At 71.8% G+C, this 16,528-nt stretch carries 13 protein-coding genes; 7 read left to right on the top strand and 6 right to left on the bottom strand.

Annotated elements, in window-relative coordinates; translation table 11 throughout:
* Positions 1 to 28: 28 nt before the first annotated feature.
* Together HNQ70_RS17505 and HNQ70_RS17500 are read left to right on the top strand one after the other, a co-directional pair.
* Positions 29 to 706 (top strand): Crp/Fnr family transcriptional regulator, encoded by a 678-nt coding sequence (locus HNQ70_RS17505; protein ID WP_183970182.1) that lies wholly within the window; start codon positions 29 to 31, stop codon positions 704 to 706.
* The gene (locus HNQ70_RS17500) at positions 703 to 1,755 is read left to right on the top strand and encodes an acyltransferase family protein (protein WP_183970180.1); all 1,053 of its coding nucleotides are present in this window, start codon (positions 703 to 705) and stop codon (positions 1,753 to 1,755) included. Before HNQ70_RS17505 ends, HNQ70_RS17500 begins: the two co-directional genes overlap by 4 nt.
* On the opposite strand, the gene HNQ70_RS17495 is transcribed toward HNQ70_RS17500, so the two are convergent.
* The 3 genes from HNQ70_RS17495 to HNQ70_RS17485 form a co-directional block, all read right to left on the bottom strand.
* Positions 1,749 to 2,684 carry a GNAT family N-acetyltransferase gene (locus tag HNQ70_RS17495; protein WP_183970178.1) on the bottom strand — a complete coding sequence of 312 codons (936 nt, stop codon included), beginning with the start codon at positions 2,682 to 2,684 and terminating at the stop codon, positions 1,749 to 1,751. The genes HNQ70_RS17500 and HNQ70_RS17495 overlap by 7 nt on opposite strands.
* A complete protein-coding gene (locus HNQ70_RS17490; protein ID WP_183970176.1) occupies positions 2,681 to 4,468 on the bottom strand; it encodes a PIG-L family deacetylase in 1,788 nt (595 codons plus the stop codon). Before HNQ70_RS17490 ends, HNQ70_RS17495 begins: the two co-directional genes overlap by 4 nt.
* Positions 4,469 to 4,537: 69 nt before the next feature.
* The gene (locus HNQ70_RS17485) at positions 4,538 to 5,875 is read right to left on the bottom strand and encodes a hypothetical protein (RefSeq protein ID WP_221302880.1); all 1,338 of its coding nucleotides are present in this window, start codon (positions 5,873 to 5,875) and stop codon (positions 4,538 to 4,540) included.
* A 238-nt stretch (positions 5,876 to 6,113) separates the two neighbouring features.
* Between HNQ70_RS17485 and HNQ70_RS17480 the strand changes: the two genes are divergently transcribed.
* From HNQ70_RS17480 to HNQ70_RS17470, 3 genes are read left to right on the top strand one after another with little or no spacing between them, the layout of a single operon-like run.
* On the top strand, positions 6,114 to 8,189 hold the full coding sequence (locus HNQ70_RS17480; protein WP_183970172.1) for a glycosyltransferase: 2,076 nt from the start codon (positions 6,114 to 6,116) through the stop codon (positions 8,187 to 8,189).
* Positions 8,190 to 8,191: 2 nt separating this feature from the next.
* Positions 8,192 to 9,307 (top strand): non-hydrolyzing UDP-N-acetylglucosamine 2-epimerase, encoded by a 1,116-nt coding sequence (wecB, locus tag HNQ70_RS17475; protein ID WP_183970170.1) that lies wholly within the window; start codon positions 8,192 to 8,194, stop codon positions 9,305 to 9,307.
* A gap of 57 nt (positions 9,308 to 9,364) precedes the next feature.
* Positions 9,365 to 10,591 carry a glycosyltransferase family protein gene (locus HNQ70_RS17470; RefSeq protein ID WP_183970168.1) on the top strand — a complete coding sequence of 409 codons (1,227 nt, stop codon included), beginning with the start codon at positions 9,365 to 9,367 and terminating at the stop codon, positions 10,589 to 10,591.
* On the opposite strand, the gene HNQ70_RS17465 is transcribed toward HNQ70_RS17470, so the two are convergent.
* The 3 genes from HNQ70_RS17465 to HNQ70_RS17455 are packed head-to-tail and all read right to left on the bottom strand — an operon-like array spanning position 10,557 to position 14,321.
* Complete coding sequence (locus HNQ70_RS17465) at positions 10,557 to 12,254, bottom strand: methyltransferase domain-containing protein (protein ID WP_183970166.1); 1,698 nt, start codon at positions 12,252 to 12,254, stop codon at positions 10,557 to 10,559. The two genes, HNQ70_RS17470 and HNQ70_RS17465, sit on opposite strands and share 35 nt — an antisense overlap.
* A complete protein-coding gene (locus HNQ70_RS17460; protein ID WP_183970164.1) occupies positions 12,251 to 13,552 on the bottom strand; it encodes an ABC transporter ATP-binding protein in 1,302 nt (433 codons plus the stop codon). The genes HNQ70_RS17465 and HNQ70_RS17460 overlap by 4 nt, the downstream gene beginning before the upstream one ends.
* Positions 13,542 to 14,321: an ABC transporter permease gene (locus HNQ70_RS17455; protein WP_183970162.1), complete on the bottom strand. Its 780-nt coding sequence runs from the start codon at positions 14,319 to 14,321 to the stop codon at positions 13,542 to 13,544. The genes HNQ70_RS17460 and HNQ70_RS17455 overlap by 11 nt, the downstream gene beginning before the upstream one ends.
* A 155-nt stretch (positions 14,322 to 14,476) precedes the next feature.
* On the opposite strand from HNQ70_RS17455, the gene HNQ70_RS17450 reads away from it, so the two are divergent.
* Positions 14,477 to 15,331 (top strand): glycosyltransferase, encoded by an 855-nt coding sequence (locus HNQ70_RS17450; RefSeq protein WP_246435068.1) that lies wholly within the window; start codon positions 14,477 to 14,479, stop codon positions 15,329 to 15,331.
* A gap of 18 nt (positions 15,332 to 15,349) precedes the next feature.
* Positions 15,350 to 16,468, top strand: a complete 1,119-nt coding sequence (locus tag HNQ70_RS17445) for a glycosyltransferase family 4 protein (protein ID WP_183970160.1) — start codon at positions 15,350 to 15,352, stop codon at positions 16,466 to 16,468.
* Positions 16,469 to 16,528 lie beyond the last annotated feature (60 nt).

Here is a 16,528-nt window from a genome sequence, read left to right as displayed (position 1 = left end):
CGGCCGTACGCTCGAAGGTGTTGACTAGATGCCGGTTTCGAGCCTAGCGCTCCGGGCCTGCGCGCTGTTCGCACAGGCGCCTGACGCCGTGCTGGAGCAGGCCTCCGAGCGGATGGAGATCGTCCCTCTCAAGCGCCGCGAAGTGTTGCTCTCCGGCAACCATCCGTTCAACGGACTGGGGCTGGTGCTGCAGGGGCGGGTGCAGGCGATCGACTACACCATCGACGGGCGGGAGGTGGCGCTGACCACCATCGAGGCCGGCGGGGTGTTCGGGCATGCCAACCTGATGGCGCCGCGCCCCATCGCGCTCACCTGGATGGCGATGACCCCGTCGACGCTGGCGGTGATGACGCCGGACGACGCGATGGCGCTGTTCCAGCACGGCCAGATGAGCCTGCACGTGGCCACTGACATGGCCCAGCAGGTCTGCGACTTCCTGGGCTGGCAGAAGATCCTGGCGGTGCATCCGGTGGGCGCGCGGCTGTGCACCTGGCTGATCTGGCATGCCGCCGGCGCCGACCTGATCTCGCTGCACACGCACGCCGAGCTCGCCTGGCGGCTGAACACCACGCGCGAATCGGTCACCCGGATTCTGCAGCGCCTGCAGGCCGACGGCATCCTGCGCCGCGAGGGGGAGCTGTGGCGGGTGGTCAGCCACGAGCGGCTGCAGGAGCTGGCGCAGGGCGACACCAAGGTGGGGCTGTGAGCGCCGCCGGCCGTCCCGCGCAGGAAGAGACCCTCTGGACGCTCGAAGCCTGGCGGGGGCTGGCCGCCTGGCTGGTGGTGTATGCCCACCTGCATCCGCTGGCGGGGCTGGACCTGCCGCTGCTGCGCTTCGCCTTCACCGGGGTGGACCTGTTCTTCGTGCTCAGCGGCTTCGTGTTCGCGCCCTACCTGTTCGGGCGCCCGGTGCAGGCCAGGGCCTTCGCGGTGCGGCGCTTCTTCCGGATCTACCCGGCCTACCTGCTGGCGCTGGGCATCTACCTGCTGATGAAGTGGCAGGCCGGCGGGCCGCTGGAATACGTCTGGCAGCACATGGTGTTCGCGCACCTGCAGTCGCGCGAGATGAGCTTCTACTACAACCCCGCCTTCTGGAGCCTGCCCTCCGAGGTGGAGTATTACCTGCTGCTGCCGCTGCTGGCGGCCTTCACCGGCGGGCGGCCGGGGCGCTTCGCAGCGCTGGTGGCCGGTGCGCTGCTGCTGCGGCTGGCGATCGGCAATGCGAGCGACGCCGGCGCGGCCAACCTGGCCTTCGTCTGGCTGCACCACCTGCCGGGAATGGGGCTGGAGTTCCTGCTGGGCGCCTGCGCCTGGCGTCTGGCACCGCTCCTGCGCGGCGCGGCGGCGCGGCTCGGGCTGCTGGCGGCGGGGCTGGCGGGATGGCTGTTTCTTGCGGCACTGTTCGCCGCGCAGGGCGATGCAGGCCTGAACGCCGGCCCGCTGCGCGGCCAGGTCAGCTGGCTGGCGGCGCTGTGCTTCGCGGCGATGGTGGCGGCCACCGCGCTGCCGCGCGGCCGCGCATCGGCGCGCACCGTGTGGTTCGCCAACTGGGCCGGCCGCCTGAGCTACGGCACCTACCTGCTGCACATCGCCGCGCTGCGGGTGGTGGAGCCTCACGCGGCCCGGCTGGGCCCGGCGCTGGCGCTGCTGGCGGGCTGTGCGCTCACCCTGGCCGGCGCCTGGCTGCTCTACCAGTTGTGGGAAGACCCCTGGCGCAAGTTCGGCCGCAACCTGGCGATGCGCGTCCCTCAATAAACGTCCGTATCGCCCGGCTGGAACTTCGGCGCCGGCAGGTCCGTATGCCAGCGCTCTGCGAGGAACTCGGTGCCCACGATCGGCGTGTCCGCCGCCCCGGGCACATCGAGCCAGGTGCTGAGCACCGCCCCCCCGCCGGCGGTTTCGCGCGTGAGCTCGATGCGCAGCGCGGAGCAGGCGGCCGGGGCATCGGACGCACGCGGCAGCAGCGCGTCGACGACGCACAGCGCGCCGTCCGGCATCGCCCGGGTCACCAGCCAGCCCGACCGCCCGAACCAGTGCCGCAGCATCCAGAGGCGGTAGGCATGACCCGGGTGGTCGCGGTATCGCCAGGCCAGCCAGGCACCGGTGCGCGCCACCATGGGCACAGGCTGCTGCGGGCCGAGCCTGGACCAGGCGCGGTCCAGCAGCGCTTCGGCCTGCTGCCAGTCGAGCGGCCGCGCGGACCAGGCCCAGGCGCCACTGGCCGCCGGGGCGTCCAGGGGAATGCTGGCCTCGCGGCACTGGTAGAGCCGGCGGTAGAAGCCGATGCGTTCGCCCAGCCGGAACGGCCGCTCGCCGGGGAAGCCGTAGGCGTAGACGCCGGGGTAGCGGGTGCGCAGCGCCTCGCGCAGCGCCGCCACCAGGCGCGGGTAGACGCCCTCGCGCGACAGGCCGCCGCGCGCGCGGCGATCGACCATGATGTCGCAGACCTGCGCCATCGGCATCGCGCGCCCCTGCCAGCTGCCGGGGAAGACGATGGCTCCGGCATGGCCGACCCACTGCCCGTCCGGGCTGCGCGCCGCCATGTTGACCTGCCCCAGCCGTGGCCCCAACAGGTACTTCCAGCGCCACTGGCCGGGCTCGATCGGATGACCGTAGACGCCCGAGAAGAGTGCGCAGGCCGCGTCGATCTCCTCCTGCGGCAGCTCCAGGATCTCGAAGCTCAAGCCCGCCCCCGCAGCCGGTGCAGCCAGCCGGTGAGCGCGCGCAAGGGGCGCGTGATCCGCCAGGAGCGCGAGACGGTGATCATCGCGAGCTCGCTGCGCAGCAGCGCCCGCTCGCGCGCGAGCTCGCCGTGCTCGGCCTGCCGTGCGCCCAGCTCAGCACGCAGCGCGCCCAGTTCCGCAGCGCTGCTGCGCCGCAGCTGCTCCTGCGCCGCGTCGCGCTCGCCCAGCTGCGCCTGCAGCCGTTCCTCGCGGACCTGCAGCCGGTCGACTTCGATCGCATGCCAGGCGAGCAGGTCGGCGCAGCGCTGCGGCGTGGCGCCTTCCAGCCCGCGCTCGAGCAGCAGCCGGTGCCAGCGCTGCCAGTGGTTGGGGTGACCGGGCGTGCCGACGCCGGAGTCGCCATGCGCCTGCCGGTAGAGCGCCGAGACGCCGGGGCAGTGGACGAAATCGCCCAGCGCCGCCAGCCCGCGCCAGAATTCCCAGTCCTCGAGGACCGGCAGCGACTCGTCGAAGCGCAGGCCCGGGGCGCGCACCGGCGCCATCCGGAACAGCACCGCGTGCATCGGCAGAAAGTTGATGCCCTGCAGGCGCTCGGGCGACCAGGGCAGGTCGTAGTCCCGCAGGAAGGTGCCGTCCGGCCCTTCGACCCGCACCCCGCCGTAGGCCGCCACCGCTGCCGGCCTCGCCCGCAGCGCCGCCATCAGCCGCTCCAGGTGGCCGGGGTGGATCAGGTCGTCGTCGTCGAGGAAGAGCGCGAACTCGCCGCGCGCCGCCTGCAGCGCCCGGTTGGCCGCCGCGGCGCGGCCGCAGGCCCTGGGCGCCCCGCCCTCGTCCAGGCCGGGCTGGACCAGGCGCAGCGGCATCCCCGCGGGCGCCGCCACCAGCGGCGAATGCGCGCGGCCGCTGGCATTGAGCACCACCACTTCGAGGTTGGACCAGGTCTGGGCCGCCACCGAGGCGATCGCCTCGGCGAGCTGCGGGCGGTCCATGCTGCGCACCAGCACGCTGACCAGCGGCAGCTCGTCCGGCCCGTTGGCCAGCTGCGCGCGCGCGCGCGCCAAAGGCCACAGCGGCAGCGCGGCGCCGGCGCCGCGGCTGAGCAGCGCATCGGCCTCGACCCGGAAGAAGGCCTCGGCGGCTGTGCAGCCGCCGGGGGCGCCGAAGGCGCGCAACGTGGCCAGCGCGCGGGCCTGGGCCTCGTAGGGCTGGATCGCCTCCTGCGAGGCGAACTCGCGCATCGCCTGCCACTTGCGCCCGGCGACTGCGGAGATGTCCACCAGCGCATTGGGGTGCATCGGCGCACCCACCTCGTAGAAGAGCAGCGTGCGCACCGTGGCGCTGCGCTGCGCGGCGGCCATCCCGGCCAGCGCAGCCACCTGGTGGTCAGGGTGCGGCTCGGACAGCGAAGGCAGCAGCAGCACGCGCGCGCCGGCCTCCATGATCTGCGCGGCGAGGTCGGCGATCAGCGGCTCGCCGTAGGTCATTCCCCGGTCGGGCCAGTCGCGGAAGCGCGGCTCGGGCAGGCCCAGCACGCGCGCGGCGCGGCGGGACTCGTCCATGCGCAGCGCGGCAAGCTCGCCCGAGGGATCGCCTTCGGCGCGCTCGCCACGGCTGAGCACCACGCAGCGCACGCGCCGCCCCTGCGCAGCGAGCAGCGTCAGCAGGCCGCCGGCGCCGAACACCTCGTCGTCCGGATGCGGCGCGACGCAGAGCACGTCGTCGAGATCCTGCAGCGGCATGAACTCGCGGGGGTAGTACTGGGCTTCGGTCTGGCGGTCGCGCATGCGGGTCGGTGGGGAGGGTCGGGCGGGGCCCGCGACGCGCGCAGCAGCCGTGGCCGGATGCGGGGGATTCTACTGCGCGGGAGCCGCCTGGCCGGCCCGGAACAGCGGCAGGCCGGAGCCGCGCAGGAAGCTGATGGTGTCGTCGCAGTAGGACTGCCCGCACTGGCCGATGTAGCGCGACAGCGCCTGCGAATCGGGCGGCTCCTGGCGCAGCGCCTGCGCGGCGCCGTCGAAGTAGGCGTTGACGTGGACCGCGTTGCGGAACTGGAAGGCCGCGCCGCACAGGAACGGAACCAGCAGCAGCGCCAGCACCGTCGCGGCCTGGGCAAGCCTGAAGCGCCCGAGGTAGAGCGCGGCGGCCACCGCCAGATACCAGGGGACAAAGAAGCGGGTAAAGCGCTGCGCGTCCATCACCGCCACGCCGAAGTCCAGGTAGCGGGTGAGCAGGATCAGCGCCCAGGCGGCCAGCGAAAAGGCGGCCAGCAGCAGCGGCAGCTCGCTGTCGCCGGCGCGAAGCCGCCGCCGCCAGGTCCACAGCACCGCCAGCACCAGCGCGCCGCCGGCCAGGCCGATCGCCGCCTGCGCCCACCGGAAGCCCTCCGGGAGCCAGTGGCCCAGCACCGCCCGGTCCGCCAGCGGCTGCGACAGCGAGATCAGCAGCGACAGGACGACGTCCTGCGGATTGGCCAGCAGCGCCTGCATCACCACCCAGCGCGAGGTGGACGCGGTGGGCTGGCCGGCGCCCAGCAGCAGGTACATCAGCAGCCACGCAGCCACGTGGCCGAGCACCAGTGCCACCGGCGCCAGCAGCCCGCCGGCGCGGCGACGGAAGCCTGCGAAGTACACCGCCAGGCAGGCGGCCACCGCCACCGGCCCGAAGGACTCGAGCAGCACCGGCGCAAGGAAGAAGCCCAGCACCGGCGCCCACAAGGCCAGCCGGCCGCGCAGGTAGGCGTCGAATACCAGCAGCAGCGCCAGCGCGCCGAAGTAATAGAGGTACTCGAAGACCACCAGCCCCCAGGGGAAATCGGTGGTCAGCGGGAAGTATGCCGCCGCCAGCGCCGCCAGCGCCAGCCACTGGGCAGGCGCTGGCCGCGGCTCGTGCGCCCTCAGGTACGACACCAGCAGCGCATAGCCCGCGACATAGAAGACCAGCCCGAACTGCGCCAGCCGCTCCAGGTCGAGCCCGGCCCAGCGGTGATCCAGGTAGAAGGCCAGCAGCGTGAGGAAATGAGTGTGGCCGAGGAAGGCGTACTCGCCGGCGAGGTAGTCGCCGAAGCCGATCTCGCCGCGCAGGTGCGGGATCAGCAGGTTGCGCAGCCAGCGCCACTCGTCGGCCAGCGGCACGCCGTTGAGCACCTGCAGCGCATAGGCCACTGCGACGACCGGAATGGCCGTCGCGAGCATCAGGCCGGCGATCGTTGAGCGGTTCCGGGTCATGCGGGGGGCTGGGGGGGCGGTCCTGGGTCTTCGGGGAGGCGCAAGTGTAGACCGTGGCGCATTAAACTACGGCCCGCGACCGCGCCCCCGGACCGCCGATCCCCGCGGACCGGAAGCCCCTCCCCCGCCGCACCGTCCGCCCGAAGCCCTGGAGCCCGCCCTCTTGCTGCGCCGAATCTATTCCGCCCTGCCCCTGAGTCCCGCGATGCGTCACCGCATCGGCAGCCTGCGCAGGCGCTGGCGCAACCGCCTGGCCGGCCGCAGTGAGGACGCCTTCGGCGACCCGGGCGCCGCCGCGCAGCGGCATTCGTCCCTCGATCCGACGGTCACCGGCGCGCAGGAGCATCCGCCCTTCGAGCCGGCAGCCCCCGGCATGCGCGACTACCTGTTCTTCGGCGTCATCGACTGGCACTTCCGCCACCAGCGGCCGCAGCAGCTGGCGCTGGCGGTGGCGCGCGGCGGACGCCGGGTGTTCTACGTGTCGGTGAACTTCGTCGACGCGGCCGAGCCCGGCTTCTCGGTGGAGCGGCTCGACGCGCAGCTGCCGCTGTACCAGGTCTTCCTGCGGGTACGCGGACCGCTCAGCGTCTACGCGATGCAGGCCGACGACGCGCAACTCGCTCAATTGCGCGCCAGCCTGCGCGCGCTGTGGCTGCACGCGGACATCGGCGCCGCGGTGAGCGTGGTTCAGCATCCCTTCTGGCATCCGGTGGCCGGCTTCTTCCCGACCGCGCGCACCGTCTACGACTGCATGGACCATCACGCCGGTTTCGCCAACACGGCGGACGCGCACGTGGAGCTCGAGCGGCAGTCGTTCGCGCTGTCCGACCTCACCGTGGTGACCTCGACCATGCTGGAAGGGCAGGCGCGGCCGCTGGCTCGGCGCGTCGAGCTGATCCGCAACGCCGGCGAGTACGGGCACTTCCACGCCGCGGTCGCGCTGCGCGCGGCCTCGGACGCCGCCGCGGGGACCTCGGCGCGCCGGCCGGTGGTCGGCTACTACGGCGCGATCGCCGAGTGGTTCGACCTGGAGCTGATCGACCGGCTGGCCGGCGAGCTGCCCGGCTGCGATTTCCAGCTGATCGGCGACGACACCGCCGGCGCCGGCCGCGCGCTGCGCCATCGTGCCAACGTGCGCCTGCTGGGCGAGAAGCCCTATGCGGAGCTGCCGCGCTGGCTGGCCGCCTTCGACGCCTGCCTGATTCCCTTCAGGGTCAATGCGCTGACGCTGGCGACCAACCCGGTGAAGGTCTACGAGTACCTGAGCGCCGGCAAGCCGGTGGCGGGCACCGACCTGCCCGAGCTGCGGGCGATGGACGGCCTGGTCTACCGCGCCACCGACCACGAGGCCTTCGGCGCCGCGCTGCGAACGGCGCTGGCCGAGCGCAACGACCCCGGCGCCGATGCGCTGCGCGCGCGCCGCATGGGCTTCGCGCGCGAGCAGACCTGGCAGCATCGCGCCGCCGCCTTCGAGCAGGCCGCCGAGGACTGCAGCGACGAGCCGACGGTGAGCGTGGTGGTGGTCGCCTACAACCAGTGGCCGCTGACCCGGCGCTGCCTGGAGAGCCTCGAGGCCTGCACCGACGGCGCGCCCACCGAGGTGATCGTGGTGGACAACGCGTCCGCCGACGAGACCGCCGAGCGGCTGCGCGAATGGGAACGGGAAGCGCCCGGGCGCAGGATCGCGGTGCTGAACGCCGAGAACCTTGGCTTCGGCGGCGGCGTCAATTCCGGCATGGCCAGGGCCAGCGGCGAGTACCTGGTGATCCTCAACAACGACACCATCGTCAGCCCGGGCTGGGCCCGCGGCCTGCGCCGGCACCTGCAGCGCGACCCCGGCCTCGGCCTGCTCTGCCCGGTCACCAACAACATCGGCAACGAGGCCCAGGTGGCGCTGCCCGGCGCCACGCCGGAAGAGGTCTTCGCCAGCGCGCGCCGCTACAACCTGGCGCGCACCGGAAAGCTGCTGCCACTGTCGATCGCCGCCTTCTTCTGCGTGATGATCCCGCGCAGGATCTGGGAGCGGATCGGTCCGATGGACGAGCGCTTCTTTCCCGGCTACTTCGAGGACGACGACTACTGCATGCGTCTGCGCGAGGCGGGCCTGCGCGTCGGCTGCGCCGAGGACGTGTTCGTCTATCACGAGCTCTCCGCCTCCTTCAACGCCGAGAGCCATGCGCGCCGCCAGGCGATCTTCGAGCGCAGCCGCAAGCTCTACGAAGAGAAGTGGGGCCCCTGGAAACCGCACACTTACCGGCCCGAGAGCCTGCCCCGCCGATGACGATGAACCAGGACTCACGCAAGCACCTGCTGGTGGTGATCGGCACCCGCCCGGAAGCGATCAAGCTGGCGCCGCTGGTGCTGGCGATCGAACGCAGCGGCTGGGCGCGCTGCGAGCTGGTGCTCACCGGCCAGCACCGCGATCTGGTGCAGCCGATCGTCGATCACTTCGGGCTGAAAGTGGCGCACGACCTGCATGCGATGCTGCCCGGCCAGGCGCTGGCCGCGGTCACCGCGCGCATCCTGCAGGGCTTCGACGCACTGCTGGAGCGGGCGCGCCCGGATGCGGTGTTCGGCCAGGGCGACACCGTGAGCGTGCTGGCCACCAGTCTGGCCTGCTTCTTCCGCCAGGTGCCGTTCGCGCACGTCGAGGCGGGGCTGCGCACCGGCAACCCGCTGCTGCCCTTCCCCGAGGAGATGAACCGGGTGCTGACCTCGCGGATGACGCGCTGGCACTTCGCGCCCACCGGCGCTGCGCGCGACAACCTGCTCGCAGAGGGCATCGCAGCGGCGGACATCGAGGTCACCGGCAACACGGTGATCGACGCGCTGCAGGCGGTGCTCGCCGAGCCCGAGCCCGCCGGCCTGCCGGTGACACCGGGGCGTGACTTCGTGCTGGTCACCGCGCACCGGCGCGAGAACCACGGCGCCGCGATGGCGCGCATCTGCGACGCGATCGCCACGCTGGCCGCGCGCCACCCGGAGCTGGATTTCGTCTTCCCGGTGCACCCCAACCCCGCGGTGCGCCAGACCACCGACCTGCTGCTGCGCGGCCTGGCCAACGTGCGCCTGGTCGAGCCCTGCGCCTACCCGGAGTTCTGCTGGCTGATGAAGCGCGCGCGGGTCATCCTGTCCGACTCCGGCGGGGTACAGGAAGAGGCGCCGGCGCTGGCTCGCCCGGTGCTGGTGCTGCGCGACGAGACCGAGCGTCCCGAGGCGGTCGCGCTCGGCGCCAACCTCCTGGTGGGCACCGACACGCAGCGCATCGTCGACGCGACCGAGGCGCTGCTGAGCGACACCGCGCTGTACGCGCGGATGGCGGGCGCGGGCTCGCCCTATGGCGACGGGCGCGCGTCGGAACGCATCCTGGAGACGGTGCGCCGGGCGCTCGACGCCTGAACGTCCGTGAAGGGATCGACCGCGCCCCCGCGGGCCGCTGCGAAGGATCCGGCCGAAATGCGCCTCGTCTACCTGTCGCCCGTGCCGCTGGCCAGCTTCGCGCAGCGGCCGCATCACTTCGTGCGCTGGTTCCACGAGCGCTTCGACGCGCAGGTGACCTGGATCGAGCCCTACCCGGCGCGGCTGCCGCGGCTGGCCGACCTTCGGCGCCTGCGCCGGCCGGCCGGCCCGCCGCTGGGCCCGGACTGGCGCGGCGCGCCGTGGATCCGCACGCTGCGGCCGCGCGCGCCGCCCTTCGAACCGCTGGCAGCGGGGCGCTGGCTGAACCGGCGGCTCTGGAGCGGATTGCTCGACGGGATCGACGGGATCGACGGGATCGACGGGATCGACGGAGCCGGCGGAACCGGCGAGATCAGTGACCTGGGCGGGTTCCACGCGCCGGACCACGCGCAGACCTGGATCGTCGCCGGCAAGCCCTGCGCGCTGGCGATCGAGCTGTTCCGCCGGCACCCGCGCGCGCTCAAGGTCTTCGACGTGATGGACAACGTACCGGCTTTCGCATCCGGACGCTCGCGCCGCTGGCTGGAGCGCGCCGAGGCGGAGCTCGCCGAGCGCTGCGACCGGCTGGTGGTCTCGGCCACGCCGCTGGCGCAGCACTTCCCCGGACATGCTGGCAAGCTGCTGTGCGTGCGCAACGGGATGACACCACCCGCAAGGCCGCCGCTGTCGGCAACGGAGCCGGAGGCCGCAAGCTCACAAGATGAGCCCGGCGGCGACTTGCCGCTCGGCGCCACGGTGTTCGGCTACCTCGGCGCGATCGCCGCCTGGTTCGACTGGGACGCGGTCATCGCGCTGGCGCAGCGCTTCCCGCAGGCGGTGGTCCGACTGATCGGCCCCTGCGAGCATCGCCCCGCGCACCTGCCCCCCAACGTCGAGCTGCTGCCCGGCATCCCGCAGGACCGCGTCTACGACGCGCTCGCGGACTTCACCTTCGGGCTGATCCCCTTCCGCATCGACCCGCTCACCGAGTGCGTCGACCCGGTCAAGTACTACGAGTACCGCGCGATGGGGCTGCCGGTGCTCAGCACCCGCTTCGGCGAGATGCGGCTGCGCGGGGCGCGCGAGCGCGTGGCCTTCCTCGACGAGCTCGGCCAGCTGGACCTTCCGGCGCTGGCGCGTGACGCGGCCGACCCCGCCGAGGTGCAGGCCTTCCGCGAAGAGAACACCTGGGCCCGCCGCTTCGAGCCGCTCAGTGCGTGGGCGCGGACTTCGGCCGGGCGATGATCAGCCGGAAGTCGCTGCCGATGGCGCCCTCGGCCATCAGGCGGCGCTCCAGCGCGAAGGCCTTGCGGACGATCGCGTCGTGCGCCTCGTTGCCCGGCTCGAAGTTGTCGACGATGCTGCCGTGCAGGATCAGGCTGAGCAGCGTGCCGCCGAGCGGCAGGTCCAGTTCCGGCTCGAAGCGCTCCCTCAGCAGCGGCAGGAGGTCGGCCGAGCGCACCGCCTCCGACGGATCCATCTCGATCATTTCCTGCACCGTTGGCCGGGTGGCGCGGTAGAGGCTGCCGTCGGGCAGCCGGCGAAGTTCCTCCGGAACCTCGGTCTCGAGGAAACGGTTGGCCTCGTCGAGCTGGCGGTCGGTCCACTGGAAGCGGGTCGGGCCGAAGAAGTCGAGCGTGACCAGCACGCCGCCGGGACGCAGGCAGCGCGCGATGCCATCGAACAGTTCCTCCAGCCGGCTCAGGTGATGCAGCGCGGCCTTCGCCACCACCGCGTCGCACACCGCTTCGCCGAAGTCGGCGGCGTCGATGTCGCAGGCCCGGAAAGTCAGCCTGCCCTGCTGCTCGCCGGCCGCGGCGCGCGCGGCCCCGATGCGCACCTCGGAGATGTCGAGCCCCTCGATCGTCCGGAACACGCCGCCTGCGAGCAAGGCCTTCTCGAAGCTGCCGTCGCCGCAGCACAGGCTCATTGCATGAGCCTGCCGCGCGCCGAGCCTGTCGGCCAGGAAACCGACGATGCTGGTGTCGGCGGAGCCGAGCAGTTCGGCGCCGATCAGCCGCAGCACCTCGGGATGGTCGCCCCAGTCGGTCATGCGCGGGCGCTGCGCGTCATGCGCCGCCTGCCAGCGGTCCCAGTGATCCGCGGCGCGCGACGCAAGCGCCGGCGACGGACCCTCCCCGCCATCGGCGACGCTGGCAAGCCCGCGCTGTGCCTGCGCCTTGATCACGACGAGGATCTGCTGCCGCTGGACGCCGTCCGCGGTCATCGGCCAGGCCGCAGTGGTGAACACCTTGACCGCTTCCACTGCGAACCCATCGAAGGTCTGTTCGGTGATCTGCGACCGGTGATCCTCCGAGAGGGGCAACGCCTCGTTGTAGGGCGCGAGGAACATGGCGTACCCGCTGGTGTGCGCCATCACCGATTGCACGAACGCCCTGGGGTTCTCCATGTGCTCGATGGCATTCGAACAATAGACGACATCCCACTTGGCATCGCCGGGCAGGCTCTCGATGCTCGCATGCATGAAGTTCACCAGCGGGTAGCTCATCTCGATGAACTTCCGCCGCGAATCATAGATGTCGAGGACATCCACGACGAGCTTGGGACCGAGGAAATGGGAGCGGTGCATCTGCGACAACAGCCCGGCGGAAGCGCCGAACGCCGGCCCGATGTCGAGCAGCCGGACGGTCCCCATGCGAGGGTAGGTCGCGAAAATCCCTTGCAGGGCCGGATAGGCGTCCATCAGGAAGCACAGGGCCTGCGGGTTGTTGAACTCCAGCGCGTAGTGACCGACCCTGGGATCCTCATCGGCGAGGGCGATCTGCAGCCTTTCGAAGAGGACCCCGATCTCACGCGGCGCAAGCCGCTTGCACAGCCACAGGCACAGCGCGCGCAAGCCCTTGCCGAGCACGCCGCCAGAGGAGGAGGAAGAACGCCCTGAATTCATTGACCGGTCGCGAGAAAATCGGAGTTGCCGCTGCCCCAGGCCGCATTCAGCAGCCAGGCCCCCTGCTCCGGGCCGCCATGATGAAGACTGATGTGGGCCACCGGATCCGCCATCCCGTACCCATGGATGCCACGCTCGCAGAAGAGATACACGCCAACCCGGTAGCGCCCCTTGTTCAACGGAATCCGATCCACCGCCACACGGATTACGCCCGCTCCGTCGGGCCCCCTCTCGACGACCACACCCTGCGTGAGCGAGAGGCAGGAGCCGAGGATCTTCCCGCTCTCGCTCGAGAGGACCAGGGCTGCCGTCGGTGCGGGCAGGCTCGGGTCGGAAACGAAGTCGATGTCGACTTCCAGGCGCGACACCAGGGACCTGCCGTGCAACTCGGTGCCCTGCTGCCCGTCGAGCCGCACCTGTACCGACTGAATGCGCGCTTCACCGCGCGGTGCGGCCACAGCGGGGGGCAGCCCGCCCGCGGAATCGTCCGGCAAGCGATCTTCCGGGCGCAGCCCCCCACTCGACGGGAAGGGCTCGGCATTCATGTCGTTGACATAGGCGTCCAGAAACTCCTGGTAGGGGCGCAGGACATCCGGCACCTTGCCAATCTTCTGAACCCGCCCGCGGTGAAGCCAGAGCGCGCGGTCGCAGAACACCTCGACCTGATAGAGGGCGTGCGAGCAGAACAGGATCGTCGTGCCGCCCTCCTTGATCTGCATGATCCGGTCGAAGGAGCGGCGCCTGAACGCGCCATCCCCCACCGACAGCGCCTCGTCGACGATCAGCACGTCCGGGTCGACACTGGTGGCGATCGAGAAGGCCAGCCGCACGTACATGCCGCTCGAGTAGGTCTTCACCGGCTGGTCGATGTGCGGCCCGACGCCGGCGAACTCGATGATCGCATCCACGCGCTCGTCGATCTCGCGCTTGGACAGCCCGAGGGTGGCTGCGTTGAGGTAGATGTTCTCGCGCCCGGTGAACTCCGGGTTGAAGCCCGAGCCCAGCTCCAGCAGGGCCGCCACCCGGCCGCGGGTGCGCACGCTGCCCCGGCTGGGCTCGACGGTGCCGGCGATCAGCTGCAGCAGCGTGGACTTGCCCGCGCCGTTGACGCCGACGATTCCCATCGCCTCGCCGCGGCGCAGGCGGAAGTCGACTTTCTCCAGCGCCTCGAACTCGGTGTAGTAGCGGCGGCGGCGGAAGAACGCCTGCTTGAGCCGGTCCGAAGGGTGCGCGTACATCCGGTAGGTCTTGCCGGCGCCCTCGACCTCGATCGCGATCTCGTCGTTCTCAGAGGACATCGGCGAACCCTTTGCGCAGCCGCGCGAACACGAACGCCCCGGCCGCCATCACCACGGCGGAGGCCAGCAGGTGGGCAGCGAAGCCGCCCAGCCCAGGCAGCTCGCCGACGATGGCCAGCTTGCGGAAGGCCTCCACCGACCAGGCCAGCGGGCTGGCCTGGAGCACGAAGCCGAGCCCCGGGGGGAACAGCGTCGCCGGATAGAAGATCGGCGTGAGGAACATCAGCAGGCTGGTGAGCGCCGGCATCACCTGGGCGATGTCGCGCAGGTAGACCCCCAGCGCCGCCAGCCCCAGCGCCAGCCCCAGCCCGTAGAGCAGCATCGGCAGCAGGAACAGCGGCAGCAGGAGCGCAAGCACCGAGGCGTCGCGGAAGGCGATCATCGCCAGCGAGACCGCCACCGCGCCCACCACCAGGTGCAGCGCCGCGGCCCCGACGATCACCGCCGGCAGCACCGTCAGCGGGAAGCGCACCTTGGTGACCAAGTTGGGCTGGCCGAGGATGGCCGCGGGCGCGCGGTTGAGCACCTCGGCGAGGAAGTTGAACACCGCCATGCCGGCGAACACGTTCAGCGCGTAGTCGAGCGCGCTGCCTTCGCCGCCGGCGGCCGGCCAGCGCATCCGCATGAACTGATGGAAGACCAGGGTGAACACCAGGATCTGCGACAGCGGCTGCAGCACCGGCCAGGCCAGCCCCAGCAGCGAGCCGCGGTAGCGCCCGGCAAGGTCGCGCCTGAGCCACTGCCAGTACAGGTACGCAAGAGAAGTCATCGATGGGCGCGCTGGGCGATGGCCGCTGCGCGCATGCTCGGTCGGAAAGGCCGCTAATGTATCCTACCGGGTCTTGCCGGCCGGCCTGGCGCGCCGACGCCCCGGCATCGCGCCCCACGGCGGCGCCTGGCCCCTCCGGGCTGAGGATTTCACTCTTGTTCACCGTATCACTGGTCAGCCACCGACAAGGCGACCTCGCGCAGCGCATGCTCGACGATCTCGCCCGCACCGGCGCGCTGCTGGACCGGGTGGTGATCACCCGCAACCTGCCCGAACGCTGGCAGCCGGCCTGCGCGCATCCGGGCGCCACGCTGGAGGTGATCGACAACCCCCAGCCGCGCGGCTTCGGCGCGAACCACAACGCAGCCTTCGCGCGCTGCGCCAGTGAATGGTTCGTGGTTGCCAATCCGGACCTGCGGCTGCCCGCCGATCCGCTGCCCGCCCTGCTGGCCGCCGCCGCACCCGGCGTCGGGCTGGTGGCGCCGCTGGTGCGCGAGCCCGATGGCAGCGTCGCGGACTCCGCGCGCGCGCTGCCCACGCCGGCAGCACTGCTGCGCCGCTACCTGCCGGGCGGGCTCGCGCGCGCAGCTTCCCGCGCCGCGCCCACGACGGCGCCCCATCCGGGAACCGGCGAATCGCTTCAGCCGGCTTCCGGCGAAGCGTCAGGGCCGCCGTCCGGCGAAACGCCGCAGTGGTATGCCGGCATGTTCCTGGCGATCCGCAGCGAGGCCTTCGAGGCCATCGGCGGCTTCGATGAGCGCTATCACCTCTACTGCGAGGACGTCGACCTCTGCGCGCGGCTGCGGCTGGCCGGCTGGCAGCTGCGCCAGGCTCGCGACGCAGTGGTGGTGCACGACGCCAGGCGGGCCAGCCGGCGCTCGCTGCGCCACCTGGGCTGGCACCTGGCCAGCATGACGAGACTCTGGCGCTCGGACGCCTGGCGGCGCTATCGCGCACTGATCGCCTCGGAAGGCGCGCCACTGCCGATGCGCGCGCCGGGCCGGGACTAGGCAGGCAACGCACCGCTCATGATTTCCTTCGGCATCGCGCTCGCGGTCTCCCTGCTCGTTTCGCTGGTCATCCTGCGGATCGCCTATTTCGCGCAGCGCTTCGGCATGGACGCGGACGTCCACGACCGGCGGCGGGTGCATTCCCGGCCGGTGCCCCGGATCGGCGGGCTGGCGGTGCTGGTGGCGATGGGACTGGGCAGCCTGGCGGTCTCGGCAAGGACGCCCGCCATCGGCGGCGTCATCCTGCTGCTGCTGGCCAGCGCGCTGCCGGCCTTCGCCGGCGGCTTCCTGGAGGATCTCACCGGCCGCGTGCATCCGCGGGTGCGGCTGGCGCTGATGACGGTCGCCGTGCTGCTGGGCTGGCTGCTGCTCGACCTGCGCATCCCCAGGGTGGACATCCCTTTCCTGGATCCTCTGGTGGCCATTCCCGGGGTCGGCGTCCTGCTCACCGTGCTGGGCATGCTCACGGTCACCAACGGAATCAACCTGATCGATGGCCTCAACGGCCTTGCCGGCATGGTCTGCCTGGCGATGCTGTGCGGGCTGGCGATCGTCGGGCTCGAGGTGGGCGACCCGGTGATCGTGTCGGCCAGCCTGCTGACGGCCGGCGCCGTGGTCGGCTTCCAGTTCTGGAACTACCCGAAGGCGCACCTGTTCCTGGGCGACGGCGGCGCCTACCTGCTGGGCTTCCTGCTCGGCGCGCTGTCGATCCTGCTGGTGGCGCGCAATCCGGGCGTGTCGGCCTGGTTCCCGCCGCTGCTGCTGGCCTATCCGCTGCTGGAGGTGGCGTTCTCGATCTGGCGCCGCAAGGTGCTGCGCGGCGACGCCTCCGGCATGCCCGACGCCGCCCACCTGCACCACCTGATCTACCGGCGCGTGGTGCGCTGGGCGGTCGGCGCCGAAGAGCCCCAGTCGCGCGAGCAGCGCAACGCCTTCGCCTCGCCCTACCTGTGGGTGCTCTCGTCGCTGGCGGTGATCCCCGCGGTGATCTTCCACGGCCAGGGGCTGGTGCTGGCGGGCTTCCTGCTGCTGTTCGTCGCGTCCTACATCTGGCTCTACGTGCGCATCGCGCGGATGCGCGTGCCGCGCTGGATGATCATCCGGCCCGGGGATCGCGACCGGGGGGACGACAAGTGAGCTCGCGGTCCGGCCCGGAGGGGGATGGGACCGCTGCGACTGCCGCTGCGACCGCCGGCC

The sequence above is a fragment of the Quisquiliibacterium transsilvanicum genome (assembly GCF_014202215.1).
Taxonomy (GTDB): Bacteria; Pseudomonadota; Gammaproteobacteria; order Burkholderiales; family Burkholderiaceae_E; genus Quisquiliibacterium; species Quisquiliibacterium transsilvanicum.
This window is presented reverse-complemented; position numbering and strand designations above follow the sequence as displayed.